General features: G+C 46.9%; 11 protein-coding genes. 2 read left to right on the top strand and 9 right to left on the bottom strand.

The genetic code is table 11. The features are described 5' to 3' along the window. Positions 1-26: 26 nt before the first annotated feature. The 6 genes from casB to ACFODX_RS15615 form a co-directional block, all read right to left on the bottom strand. Positions 27-464, bottom strand: a complete 438-nt coding sequence (gene casB, locus ACFODX_RS15640; RefSeq protein ID WP_378120848.1) for a type I-E CRISPR-associated protein Cse2/CasB — start codon at positions 462-464, stop codon at positions 27-29. Further along, on the bottom strand, positions 457-1,971 hold the full coding sequence (casA, locus tag ACFODX_RS15635) for a type I-E CRISPR-associated protein Cse1/CasA (RefSeq protein WP_378120846.1): 1,515 nt from the start codon (positions 1,969-1,971) through the stop codon (positions 457-459). Before casA ends, casB begins: the two co-directional genes overlap by 8 nt. Beyond that, positions 1,968-4,685 (bottom strand): CRISPR-associated helicase/endonuclease Cas3, encoded by a 2,718-nt coding sequence (cas3, locus tag ACFODX_RS15630; RefSeq protein WP_378120844.1) that lies wholly within the window; start codon positions 4,683-4,685, stop codon positions 1,968-1,970. Before cas3 ends, casA begins: the two co-directional genes overlap by 4 nt. 118 nt (positions 4,686-4,803) lie before the next feature. Then, the gene (locus tag ACFODX_RS15625) at positions 4,804-5,646 is read right to left on the bottom strand and encodes a helix-turn-helix transcriptional regulator (protein ID WP_378120841.1); all 843 of its coding nucleotides are present in this window, start codon (positions 5,644-5,646) and stop codon (positions 4,804-4,806) included. 38 nt (positions 5,647-5,684) lie between these two features. Then, positions 5,685-7,220: an FGGY family carbohydrate kinase gene (locus tag ACFODX_RS15620; protein ID WP_378120839.1), complete on the bottom strand. Its 1,536-nt coding sequence runs from the start codon at positions 7,218-7,220 to the stop codon at positions 5,685-5,687. 84 nt (positions 7,221-7,304) lie between these two features. Continuing rightward, a complete protein-coding gene (locus tag ACFODX_RS15615; RefSeq protein WP_378120837.1) occupies positions 7,305-7,646 on the bottom strand; it encodes a DUF1820 family protein in 342 nt (113 codons plus the stop codon). Positions 7,647-7,884: 238 nt separating this feature from the next. On the opposite strand from ACFODX_RS15615, the gene ACFODX_RS15610 reads away from it, so the two are divergent. Further along, positions 7,885-9,249 (top strand): DEAD/DEAH box helicase, encoded by a 1,365-nt coding sequence (locus tag ACFODX_RS15610; RefSeq protein WP_378120834.1) that lies wholly within the window; start codon positions 7,885-7,887, stop codon positions 9,247-9,249. Between the two features lie 77 nt (positions 9,250-9,326). On the opposite strand, the gene ACFODX_RS15605 is transcribed toward ACFODX_RS15610, so the two are convergent. After that, the gene (locus ACFODX_RS15605) at positions 9,327-9,653 is read right to left on the bottom strand and encodes a DUF6172 family protein (RefSeq protein ID WP_378120832.1); all 327 of its coding nucleotides are present in this window, start codon (positions 9,651-9,653) and stop codon (positions 9,327-9,329) included. A gap of 178 nt (positions 9,654-9,831) precedes the next feature. Between ACFODX_RS15605 and miaB the strand changes: the two genes are divergently transcribed. After that, complete coding sequence (miaB, locus tag ACFODX_RS15600) at positions 9,832-11,205, top strand: tRNA (N6-isopentenyl adenosine(37)-C2)-methylthiotransferase MiaB (protein WP_378120830.1); 1,374 nt, start codon at positions 9,832-9,834, stop codon at positions 11,203-11,205. A gap of 114 nt (positions 11,206-11,319) precedes the next feature. Here the strand turns inward: miaB and ACFODX_RS15595 are convergent, their stop codons facing one another. Together ACFODX_RS15595 and ACFODX_RS15590 are read right to left on the bottom strand one after the other, a co-directional pair. Next, positions 11,320-13,251: a response regulator gene (locus tag ACFODX_RS15595; protein WP_378120828.1), complete on the bottom strand. Its 1,932-nt coding sequence runs from the start codon at positions 13,249-13,251 to the stop codon at positions 11,320-11,322. A gap of 24 nt (positions 13,252-13,275) precedes the next feature. Next, positions 13,276-13,719 (bottom strand): response regulator, encoded by a 444-nt coding sequence (locus ACFODX_RS15590; protein WP_378120826.1) that lies wholly within the window; start codon positions 13,717-13,719, stop codon positions 13,276-13,278. Positions 13,720-13,723 lie beyond the last annotated feature (4 nt).

Here is a 13,723-nt window from a genome sequence, read left to right as displayed (position 1 = left end):
TTTTAGAAATTAATTAACTTAAAGAATTAAGGATTACTTTTATAGGTAAAGTAATCTTCTAACAATTTACGCTTCGCCTGATCATTCCAAAAATAGAATGTTTTAGCAGCTTTTAACCAATCAACAACAGGCTCCGTCATTTGCAACAACCTGCGCAGCTGAACTAAGTCATTAGGAGCTTGTGAACGAACAACTGTGAAAAGTCGCTTCTCACTGACGTTGGCTTCTGCGAGCGCTTGGCCTAGGCTCATACCATTGGATTCATGCTTTATACAAGGCAAACAGTAAAGTACCCGCTGCATTGAGGGCTTACCTTCACGCCCTTGCAGCAGCATGTAAAATGCAGGCACCTCTACCAAATCCTGAATACTGACTACTCTGCGAAGTTCCGCTTTGTACCCAGGTTTTAAACCTTTGTAACGCTCATACATTCCTATAAAGTCGGGATCATTAGAATCACTCACGTTCAACTCCTTGCAATGTTTCAAGATTTTTAAGATGCACATTGATTAATTTACTTCGAGAAACCGCTAAGGCTTTCAGCATTTTTGGCTCTTGCTGGTAAGGATCAGTAGCTTGATTGAATAGATCCACAACAAGCGTCCTAAGACTTGATAAAAACTCGCTTATGTCTTCTTGGGGATTATCAAATTTTATGGAAGCAAGAACAGCATGAACTAATGCTTCTGAATTTTTATAGAACAAGCCAATAAATTTTGGCACCAAATCAACACCAGTACCGGCGACGCTCTTCTCCGGATTTTTTTTGTTCTTATACCCGTGACAAAAAAGGTTCAGGGAATTGTAAAGCGCATCTTTATAATCAAGTGCAGTTTGTATCAATTGATTTATTAGAATCTGATTAGATTCCCACCCATCAGCCAAAGAATAGATTTCATGCCGACGCTCTTCAATCATTGCCTTATTATTGCAATAACCACCGACAGCTAGAGTTACTACTCCAAAACGATAATTTTTGTATTGTGTAATTACAGGCACTTCTTCATAGCCTTCTTTTTCACCAATATCAGTCGCTATGAACTTAGCCAAATGCGTCCATGCAGGTTGATGCTTGGAAAAAGATGGGATGTACTCTTTTTTCTCACCTTTTTTAACAGAGAACATACGCGGGCTATATGGATGAGGCCAAAGCCCTTCAATTGTGTAATCAAATTTTTCTTTATTAAAACCACAGTACAAATCGCCTTCGAAGCCACAACAACTGCACACACCAACTGTATTATTTTTAAGCAATTCAAAATGAGTCCCTTGCCAAAAAAGTCCTCTAGTTAAACCCACGGAATTAATATTAATTTTTTCTTTACTTGCAACCTTTTCTACATAGTTCGGAGTCTGAGAACTTGTTTCTCTATGCCAAAAAATAAACCCATCTAACGAATCCTCAGTTAGGGTATTAAACCAAATGGTTTCGCGCAGTGTGCTGCCTTTTAGCATGACAGTTATAGGAACATTCCCTCTGATCCCAGCCTTGAATCCCCCACCAAGATTTGGACTATTATTTGCCGTATTAAAAAGAGCAATTGCAGCGCAGCCTCCGCAGAGTGAATTTGCAACTCCAAACGGATTTACAAAAACCTTATTTGTTCCATCATCCAAACCAGCCATAAGCTTCACGAAGTTTGTAACTTCCTTAGCGCTAACTCCCTTGAATTGCATAAAAGGCGTCTCAGGGTGATCTAAATCAAACCACTCAAGCTTATTCTCACAACCAATAGCATATTGTTGGTGACTTAAAGGTTTCGTAATTTTCTCAATTAAGTCTTTTTTATCAGTGGGAATAAACAGCACTTGCGTTAATGATGCCAACAACTGCAGGCATGCAAACTCCATATCATCCCGCGGAAGACATAAATCCCCCTCTTTTTCACCACAGAGCAATTGCTCTAATGTGATCTTTTCTTGAACACCTGCTTGCTGAATAGGTATCCATGAATCCGTCAATAAATTCATATAGCATCCTTTTCGTTAATTGCTTTTCTTTGTAAGCCAGTAGTCGAGTGATAGTTGTAGCACCATTCACCGAAAACCGTAGTCAGCTCGTTATTTGATTTTTTAAATTCAAGCCAAATCAGCCCAAGTTCGTCCGGTTGCGGAAGTTCAGTTTTTTTGCGCCACCAGCTCGCAGGAACAGATACGGTATTGAGATTGATTTTTTCGAACTTTTCACTTGCATGCAATTCATCCACTACTAATCCATTTATTAAACTACGCTTCCCCTTAGCATTTAAAAAATAAGGTACAAGGTTTAAACCCATCTCGCCATCTCGGGTTAATAGCGCAGCATTACCATCGGTATCGTCCATGCTAAAAGAACGATTCATATTAAATTTTGCCGTGTAACAGCTTGCCTTGGCTTGTTTTAGATATTCGTCATAACTTTTAATAATTTCTGCAGGCTCATTAGGCCAAACATCTTCATGATAAACCGGTTCAATCCAATCGCGGTAAATTGTCGGAAAAGAAAGAATAGAGTTTTGCTCAAAAACAGCTTGCTCCAACAATTTATGCGTTCGCCATAAAACTCTACTATTACCATAAATTAGCGCATGCAGCTGATAGTCAATTGAAGTGGGCACGAGCACAGAACAAAGTGCTTTTTCAAAACCAGATGGCCGACTACGACTATGACGATGCAAGCGACCCATTCGCTGAAAAAGTAAATCAACTGGGCACAACTGAGTAATTAACCAGTCAAAATCAACATCTAAAGATTGCTCAACAACTTGCGTAGCAATCAATAAATGCCCCTTCGCTCTTGCATCTTCTGGATCTGGCTTTTTTCCAAACAGGTCTACTACTCGCTTTTCTTTTACTTGGCGATCAGCAAACACAAAACGCGAATGAAAAATATCAATTTGTGATACGTCTAAATCGGGAATTTGTTTAATTAAGGCCAACAGCCGCTGGTAAGTATTTTGTGCCACATCAACCAAATTACAAATTAGGCATACCTGCGCACCGGATCGAACAGCATCAAGCATCCGCTGATCAAGCAATGAATTAGAAAACATGTTTTCGTCTTCTATTAATTCGATATGAACTTGAGTTTCTTGAGGTTGCTGCCCCGGCAACTCCTCAAGATTGAAATAGCTTGTTTCAGCGCTAACGCACTGAGTGATTAAAGGATAGGATTTTTCACTTTCGTCAAAGGATGATCCCCAAGCCTCGGTTAATTGTTTCTTTTGGTGCGCAGGTAAAGTAGCAGAAAGCAAAATCGCACTCCCGCCCGCCAAGCGCTGCTGCTGCAACACACCCGTCAACAACCCATACATATAACTATCGTAGGCATGCACTTCATCAACAATTAATACGCTACGCCCCACGCCAAAACCGCGTACAAACTTATGCTTAATGGGTAATACCGACACCAGCACCTGGTCAATTGTGCAAACACCAATTTGACCCAGAAATACGCGCTTACGACTCTGGGCCAACCATTGCCCGCACTGCACCAATGCCTCGTCCGCCGCCTGTACAGTTTGGGGAATAACCGCTTCTTTCAACCTAATAAAGTTATCCTGATAGCTTGCACGGCCATGCGCCAAAATCACATTGACGGTGTTGTCAAACAATATCGGAGCAGCTAACTCCAACCGTTTTAACATCGCATTAGAAGTTGCTTGTGTAGGTAACGCAAAGATAATGCTATCTGCCAAACCCAAAGCTAAAAGCTCCCAAGCATAAGCGAGCGCAGTTTCTGTTTTTCCAGAACCTGTAGATGCCTCGACCAAAGTTAGGCTTTGGGCAACCCGTAAGCCTTTCACCAAGCACTGAATTTGCCTTGGTTGATAACCATCTAGCAATTTAGAAATGCTGGGGTCAGGTTTAATTTGGCTAATAACACCTGCAGCATAAAGTGCATCAGAAGCCAGCTTAAGTCGTTTTTGATACCAAGTTTTTAAGGTACTGATTTCATTGATTGGAACTGAGTTATAAGGGAAAAAATCCGATGAGCCAATCCAATCACATACAGCACAAAAACCTGCCAACATGGTTTGTGAGTTTTCATAACCGCGCGATGTTTTTATTTCTGGGGGGTTATCGGCAAGCGAAAGACCTGCCGGAATCAGGAAAATGGCCTCAAGTAATCGAAGCCATTCCAAACGAGCAGACATCAAAGAATCAACAATGGACGTATCACAACTAACCGGCAACGCGTATCCGTCATCATTTGATTCACTTGCAGCGGGTATCGCACCATGATGCCCTGCAACTGGTGCAAACCAACTTATCCATGCAGCCCAATCTTCATTGTCACCAAACCGCCCATCACTTTTAAAGCGTTCTTCCAGATCTTGATAAAACCAATAAACTCCGGCAGGCCCATGATAATACTGATTAATTTTTTTCTGGTTTAATCCAGCATTTAAACCACTCATAGCTGAATTTACCTGCTCCCACGCACGAGGAGCCTTGAGCTGAAAGCGCACATCAAACTTGCCGTAGTCATGCAAGGCAATAAAAAATAAGACCCAAGCCTTAGTCTGAGCCTCATTTAAACCAGTCACCTGCAAAAAACTATTACGAATAACCTGGCTGTTGTTCCACCAAACCTCACCCACCGCCGCCACATCCAAACAATGGTATGGCAATAAGTGATAATCCGGCCCTTCGGCCTGCGGGTCTTTTTTTGCTTTCCCCCAATACTGAAAATAACTTTCCACTGATTTCCCCGTTCAATAGTGTTCGCATAGGCCGACTTTACACACATCAAAATAGTGCGCAATCCTGCTCAAAAATACAGGTAAACAGACTTTGCAGGTTTTTGGCAATTACAGGGCATTACCCCTCAAACAACCAGGGTTTTATGTCAGGCAGGTTTACACATACGAGTTGTTGCGCTTCGGGGGTGCCGTCCAGCATTTTGGTGCTGACTTGCATTTCGCGCAGTAAATACTGCACCAGACAACCTTTGGTGGTGATCTGCAGTAATCCATTTTGCATTTGGTAGTCATCTTCCAGTACTTGACGTTTTGGCGGGCTTAAACGGGGGTCGGGCTGCAAAATAATGGTGACTTGAGTGTTCCAGCCTTGATCATTTTCAGCAGTGTGTTCGGTTTTATCGCGCAATTCTGGTGTACCGCGAAAACGGCTGAGCACAAAATCGCGATACTCGCCAGATTTTTCACACCATGCACGCAAATGCCAACGTAAACCGGTATTAACAAAACTGTGCGGAGCGATAGTGCGCCCTTCACGATTAGGATTGCTGAGCGATACATAATCCACATCAATTCGTTTTTGCTGACGGATCGCCGCCACTAAACCGCGCATGGTTTCTGGTGCGATTAGGCGCGAAGGTAATATCAATGCTTCACAAATTGATGTATGCCTTACTGCCGCGCCCACTTCATGCAATTGACCGGTGTGAAGCCAGCGCAGGTAGTCATCTGGCTGAGCGGTGATATATTGAGGAATAAATTCTGACGTTGGAATATAAGCTTTACGTGAACTGTCGTAATAGAGATTGTTCGGCAGTTTCTCCTTATAGCTGTTGATATCTGCACTGCTCTGCTGGCGGCTTTGATTAAAATATTGCTCAAGGTCTTTGGCGTTGACTCGCCCCTCCCAATAGGCGAGCAATTCGATTAGTTGATAGCGGTAGTACAGCGCTGTTTTTTCCATAATCCTTCCTGTAATTAACAATGTAAAAATTTTTTTATTTAATTTTGACTATCCAACCACTCCGCCATCGCCAACTGCCATTTTTCAAAACGATTTTTTAATTCGCTGTTAGGTTGCGGGTGAAACACATCCTCCTGCAGTGGTGGGCTCCAACTCTCTGGCAAACCGGCAGCCATGCACGCAATGCCTTGCAAGGTTGCATCAGGGTTGTCGCTGCGGTGGACGTTAGCGTTGGTGAGGTCGGCGATTTTTTGGCAGACGGCATCGGCTTTGCTGAAGCCGCCGCTGATAATAATTTTTTGCGTGTCACCCAGTGCATTCATTAATTGCACGTTGATTACAATTTGAAAAATAACCGATTCAATCCACGCCAGAATTTTTTCATGGGGCGAGAGATTGTCGCTGAAACGACTGGTTAAATCGGTTCGCCAATAGGGTGCGCTCAAACCACCAACGGCGTTTAATAAATAACAATCGTGTATTGGGTTTAGTTGTAGCGCGGCATTGATGTCGGTTGGTGTCACCGCAAGGCCGGTGTGTTCTTGCATAAAATGTAAGGCGGCAGCAGCGCCGTTTACTGTGGCTTCCCAAGCGTAATATTTTTTCTGTTGTCCGTTTTGTTGAAGGATTTGTGGAAAACGCTGCGGGAACCAGAGTGGGCTTACTAATAAACCCTCAGGCACTTGCAAGTTTTCGCTCAAGCGCTGAATAAAAGCGCCTGTGCCTATATTGATGTAAACCGAACCCGCCTGCGGCACACCGCGCGCAAACAGCGAAGCGCCTTGATCGCGCGCGCTGGCTTTAAAGGGAATGGAGTGATCGCCCAAGTGCAAATCACCAAACTGACTGTTGTGGTACAAACATTCGGGCAATACGGCGCGCGGGATTTGAAAAAAATCCAGCAGGGTTTGCTCCCACTGATTCGCCTGCAAATTCCATAACAGCGTGCGCTGGGCGTGACCTGGATCTATCACAGAACTTGTTGGTGATGACTGTGTTTGCGATAAATCATCGCGCAACAAATGCCAAAACAAATAACTCACAATCGGCCCAATACTGAGACAATGATTGTTATGCGCCGCGATTACCGCTGGGTGATGCTCCAAACACCAACGCATTTTGCTGGCACCATAATGTGGCGATGCACGCAGGCCAGTGAGTTGTTGCAGTTGGGTGTGAGTGAGCGGAAAGTCAGTCAAATAGCTTTGACCGCGAATATCCTGCCAGCTGATCACGGGGGTGAGTGCTTCACCCGTGTGCTGATTCCAACATAAAAGTGATGAGCCCTGCCCCGCAAAACCAGCGCTGACAATCTGCCGCAGGTCATCGCCTAATTGATCTTGAATGTTTTGCAGGCTGCTGCGAATGCCTGCCAAAATCTCTGCCGGATTTTGTTCAATGTGCGCATAAGCCGAACCCGCTGGTTGCGAATGCTGGGTGGCGCATGGGGAGGAAAAAACACAGCGCAGTTCGCCGCTGTGGGTATAAACCGCAACACGAGTGCTTTGACCGCCTTGATCTATGGCGAGATGCAGTTGGTGATGCGGCTGAGTGGTTGCGGGGGCTGGGCACATAATACTTGCTCGATAAAGGAAGGCTTATCGAGCAAGTGTAGCGAGAAAAGCGCCGCTATTCGCCTGCGCTAATTGATGCAGGCCTTATTCGGCAGACGGCGGGCCCGGCATAAAGCTGTTGTAAGGGAACTGGGCGATTTTGTCGCCACCACCTTTAACCTCGGTAATTTTGGCGGGACCTTCTTTTTCCACCTCGTCGATACGCACTATGGCGTGCATAGGAATATAGGAACGCTTCACGCCGGCAAATTCGTTTTTGAGTTTTTCTTCGGCCGGGTCGATTAACAAACCGCTGCGCTCGCCGAACACAAACTCTTCAATTTCAATAAAGCCGTACATTTCGCTCTGATAAATTGCCGAGCAAAACACTTCGTACACTTGACCTTGGTTGTGGAAGATCACTTTATAAACGGGTTTAACTGCCATAAGTCTATAGCTCTTTACTGCGTGGATAATGCTGATAATACGCTTGCGCGACTAAAACAGACCTTGTACTCAAGGCTGTTTTGAAAGGGCGCGCAGGATAGCACAAGTGCCATGCGTGATTAGCACCAGTGAATAAAAAATAGCCAATACAAGTCCATCGCCCAACTAAGCCGACGGATTAACCGGTATACTGCGCGCCACTTTTTTCCTTTCTTTCCCTTTTTGTAGTCGATTAGTTATGAATTTTGCCTCTCTCGGCCTTGCCCAAGAACTGCTTCACGCCATTAAAGTCATCGGTTTTAAAACCCTTACCCCCATCCAGCAGGAGGCGATCCCTGCCGCACGCCGTGGCATAGACCTGCTCGCCACCGCCCAAACCGGCACCGGCAAAACTGCCGCTTACAGCTTGCCGGTATTGCAGCAAATGCTGGAGAAACCCAAGGGCACAGAAGCGGGTTTTGTGCGCACCCTGGTGCTGGCGCCTACGCGCGAGCTGGTGGAGCAAATCGCCGCCGCTATGCAGCAATTCGCCCAGTTCACACCGTTTAAAATCGCCACGCTCTACGGTGGGGTCAAACTTACCGGCCAGAGCGCCAAGCTGCGCGCCGGTGTGGATATTCTGGTTGCGACTCCCGGCCGCCTGAAAGAGCATGTGGCGCTGGGCAACATCAACCTCGCCAAAACCGAATTTGTCGTGCTGGATGAAGCCGACCGCATGATGGATATGGGGTTTGTGACCGATATGCACGCGATTCTCACCAGCATAGTGCGCAAACACCAGACCCTGTTTTTCTCCGCCACCAGCTCACCCTTGGTGACTAATTTGGCCAAGCAGGCGATGAATCGCCCTACCCTGATTTCCATCTCCAAGCGCAACTCAGTCGCCGAAACCGTAGATCACGTGCTCTACCCCGTGGATAGCAGCCGCAAGTACGAGCTGTTTATTCATTTATTGCGCGAGCAAAACTGGCATCAGGTAATGGTGTTCAGCAGCACCCGCGAAGAAGCGGAAAACCTGTACAAAGCATTGAAGGAAGACAAGGTGGACGCTGCCGTCATCCACAGCGAGAAAACCCAAGGCTCACGCCGCCGCGCCCTGCAGGAGTTCAAAGAGGACAAACTGCAAGTACTGGTTGCCACCGAAGTGGCGGCGCGCGGTTTGGATATTGAAGGCTTGGATTTTGTGGTGAACCTCGACCTGCCGTTTTTTACCGAGGACTATGTGCACCGCGTAGGCCGCACCGGTCGCGCTGGCCACAAGGGTACGGCCATCTCGCTGGTGACACCGGCGGAGGAGCACAAGATCTCGCTGATCGAGGAAGTGATAGGCACCAAAATCCGCCGCGAGAAAATCAAAGGTTTTGAAGTCACCGAGCAGGTGGTGAAAACCATCACCAAACCCAAAAGCGGCCTGCTCAAGCTCGCGGCCAAACCAGCCAGCAAATCCAAGGCGGGCAACCCCAAAAAATCGGCCTTTGCCAAAACTGGCAAAACCGGCGCAGCGGGCGGCCTGAGCGCAGCTAAAAAGCCGGTGCGTAAAGGCAGTAAAGATGCGCGCCCAGCGAGCAAACTCGGCTCATCCACGCGGCCGAAAAAGAAATAATCTGGGATAAAAGTAGCGCCCACAAAAAAGCCGCCCTCGATCACTCGGGGGCGGCTTTTTGTCGCCTTGAAACTGTATCAGTCGTTCAGGTCTTCGTCGTCATCCAGCTCATCAAACTCAGCGCGCGCCTTGCGAATGCCGTGGGTTGCCAGAATCTCTACATAAAAGCTTTCGCCACCAGCAGCCGCAACTTCGTCCATTTTTTTGGTGATTTCAGCCAAACGCACCGGCTCGGCGGTGTCTTGTGTTGCGCCAAACTTACAGTCGAACGCCCAGTAATCCACCCCCGCGGGCAGGGTTTTGCGGCGCTCGCGTTTTACGTATTTGCGCACTTCGTGTTTGATGGCCTCCAGCAAACGCTCGGGGTGTTTGCCCTCCACCTGAAGCTTGAATGTCTTTCTCATGTTGCACCTGCACTGAATAAAATGGCGCGCATGGTAACACGGCACCAAGGGCAAAGGGCTTTTGTGTAGGCTTTGCCGGGCAAGATGGCTATAATGCGCGCCTATTTTTCTGCGTGTTTTTTAATCAGCCGCAAGCGCTTACACGCCCCCGTGAATTTTCCCAGCAGGTAGTAGTGAGATGTCCACCACCGAAACGCCGATCAAAAAGCTCTACATCAAAACACATGGCTGCCAAATGAATGAATATGATTCGGCACGCATGAAGGATCTGCTGGGCGAATCGCACAATATGGTGCCTACCGAGAACCCGGAAGAAGCCGACGTAATCCTGATTAATACCTGCTCAATCCGCGAAAAAGCCCAGGAAAAGCTGTTCCATGAATTGGGTCGCTGGAAGAACCTGAAAAAGAAAAACCCTGAGCTGGTGATAGGTGTCGGCGGCTGTGTGGCGAGCCAGGAAGGTGAAGCCATCGCCAAACGTGCTCCCTACGTGGATTTGATTTTTGGCCCGCAAACCCTGCATCGCCTGCCGGAAATGATGGAAACCAAACGTGAAAACGGCGTGGTTGTGGTGGACGTGAGCTTCCCCGAAATTGAAAAATTTGACCGTTTGCCCCAACCAGATGCGGACGGCGTGAGCGCGTTTGTGTCCATTATGGAGGGCTGCTCCAAGTACTGTACCTTCTGCGTGGTGCCCTACACTCGCGGCGAAGAAGTGAGCCGCCCAGTGGCCGATGTGATGGCAGAAATCATCCACCTTGCCAAACAAGGTGTGCGCGAAGTGAACCTGCTGGGGCAAAACGTAAACGCCTATCGCGGCGCGGCCGAAGACGGCACCTTTGTCGATTTGGCTGAACTGATTACCTATGTCGCCGCTATCGACGGCATCGACCGTATTCGCTTCACCACCTCGCACCCGGTGGAATTTAGCGATGCCTTGATCGAGGTATATAACCAAGTTCCCGAGCTGGTAAGCCACCTGCACCTGCCGGTACAAAGCGGTTCCGATCGTATTCTCATGGCAATGAAACGCGGTCACACAGTGTTGGAATACAAATCCAAACTGCGCCGCATTAAAAAGAATCGCCCGAATATCAGCTTCTCGTCCGACTTTATTATCGGCTTCCCCGGCGAAACTGACGCTGATTTTGAAGCGACCATGAAACTCATCCACGAGATGGATTTTGATACCTCTTACAGCTTCATTTACAGCCCGCGCCCCGGCACACCGGCGGCGGATTTACCCGATGACACACCGGAAGAAGTGAAAAAACATCGCTTGGCAATTCTGCAAGATCGCATTACCCAACAGGCCATGGCGATCAGCCGCCGTATGGTGGGCAATACCGAGCGTATTCTGGTGACCGGCTACTCCAAAAAAGACCCTGGGCAATTGTGTGGCCGCAGTGAGAATAACCGCGTGGTGAACTTCCGCAGTGACAACGCCGATTTGATTGGCAAGTTTGCGGATATTTTGATTGAAGAGGCGCTCACCAACTCATTGCGCGGAACATTGTTAAGCTCTGAGCTGGATGCCGACTGGTCTAAATAAACCAACTATTTTATTTAACTGGATGAAAAAAATGCCCCGGCTGAGGAAATCAACCGGGGCATTTTTTTATGCACACTCACCAACTTATCAACCAAAAATCACAAAACTCAAAACTCAAAACAAAATTGCTTCCAGCTGATCCAGACTCACCGGCTTTAACAAACTGGCGGAGACGCCAGCCTCAACAGAGCGCTTTGCATCGGCCAACTCACCGCTGGCAATAATGATGCGTATATCAGGATGTCGCTCATGGATTCTGGCGGCACATTCATATCCGTTCATATCCGGTAAATGCAAATCCACTAAAACACTCTGGACTGAATCAACTTGCAATACAGAGAGCGCCTCATTAGCGGATTGAGCACTAAATACCTTCCAGCCCAATAGCGTTAATAGCCCGCCCATAGCAGCTAGAGCATCGGCATCATCTTCTACCACTAAAATTGATTTGGCTTCAGCACCAACAGCCGATTCAGTATCAGCATGTGAAGGTAAAAATCGGGACAAACAATTATAAAGCCGGGCCTGATCCAGAGGTTTACCCAAGTAGGCAGTGAACCCGGAATCAAAGCAGCGATCCATATCGCCTTTCATATGCGCAGCAGTCAACGCCACCAACGGCAAGGAAAAACCCTCTCGCCTTAATTGCTGCGCTGCTTGATGGCCATCCATCACAGGCATATGAATATCCATCAATACCAAATCAAGTTTTCTCCCTAATGATTTTTCTGTATTGAGAGTACGCACTACATCAGCGCCATTGCTCGCATACATCACTTCTGCTCCCGTTAATTGCACAAAATAACCAATTAACATACGGATATCGCGCAGGTCATCGGCGACCAATACACGGCCGGAAAAGCGGGGCACCTCCACGTTTTGTTCGCTGGCCTGCTCCATGTTGAATGACAACAATGCCGTATCAGCACCATCAAATTCATCCACAGCCATAGTAAAACTGAATTCACTGCCCTCACCCATTTGGCTGCGAACCTGAATCTGCCCACCCAATCGCTCCACCAGCTGTTTGCTAATCGTGAGCCCCAAACCAGTACCGGAGCGCGGGTGCACCTGAGCATTTTTGGATTGCACAAAAGGCTCAAATATCACCTTCAGTGTCTCCTCACAAATACCTATGCCGGAATCTTTTACAGAAAAACGAATTTTTCTTTTTGCATCTTCAACATGCCAGTCAATAGTGAGTAGAACTTCGCCCTGATTGGTAAATTTTATGGCATTGCCCATTAAATTCAGCAGAATCTGCCGCAAGCGCAAAGGGTCTGTATTGACAGTAATGGGTAAAGGTTCAGGCGCCTCTATGCGCAACTGCAGATTTTTATCAATCGCTGCCGCTTGCATTAAAAAATAAATATCCGTAAGAAAGGCAGCAAAAGAAACTGGTTGTTTTTCTAACTCTAACTTTCCCGCTTCGATTTTTGATAAATCGAGAATATCGTTTAACAACCCGAGCAAATGTTTCCCATTGCGATGCACTATACGAAGATGAGCCGCATTTTCAGCATCTGTTGTTTTATTCAATAGCAGCTCGGTAAAACCTAAAATCGCTGATAATGGTGTACGCAACTCGTGACTGAGATGCGCAAGGAATTCACTCTTGGAGCGATTTTCGGCCTCCGCTTTTAAACGCTCAACCCGCTCGCGTTCAACATCGCGCCGCGCCAAAGCATAACGAATAGCGCGCGCAAGTTGTTCGGCGCTCAGTGTGGACTTCACCAGATAATCCACCGCACCTGCTTGTAGTGCCTTGCGATCCACCTCCATCTGGTGAATGCCAGTCAGCAAAATAATGGGGCCGGAAAAACCAATACCGTGGGCAAATTTTAATAATTCAATACCATCGCGTGCACCGAGTTTGTAATCCATTAAACACAGGTCGTGCTTGTCTTGCTGCAACTGAGATTGACCTACCTCATAGGTGGAGGCCCAATCCAACATACAGCCTTGGCTAATGTCAGTTAATAAATCCTTGATCAGAAAAAAATCGTCTTCATCATCATCGATGATGAGCAACCTGACATTTTGCATCGCAAACACGCCTTGTAATTTCAGCTAGGGTAATTCAACAAATTCGACCCAATATTTACCCAGGGTACGCATTAGTTCAACCAGTGCATCAAAAGTAACAGGTTTAGCAATATAGGAAGCCGCGCCCAATTCATAGCCTTTTGTCATATCCTCTTCGGCTGTTGACGTAGTCAAAATCACAACAGGAATACGACGCAAATCAGGAGCTGATTTGATTTGCGCCAATGCTTCGCGGCCATCCATTTTTGGCATATTTAAATCCAACAGAATTAAACCAGGCATTGGGTACAAGCTGCGATCAGCATATTCATCTTCTCCGCGCAAATAGCGCAGTAACTGCACACCATCCTCTACAAAATACAATTCATTCAATACGCGACTTTCATGCATGGCTTCGCGAGCCAACAAGCGATCATCGGCATCATCATCAGCCATTAAAATAGTGAGTATTTTGCTGGGGGAATTCATAGGT

Origin of the sequence: Cellvibrio fontiphilus, assembly GCF_042646205.1 — a bacterium.
Lineage (GTDB): Bacteria > Pseudomonadota > Gammaproteobacteria > Pseudomonadales > Cellvibrionaceae > Cellvibrio > Cellvibrio fontiphilus_A.
This window is presented reverse-complemented; position numbering and strand designations above follow the sequence as displayed.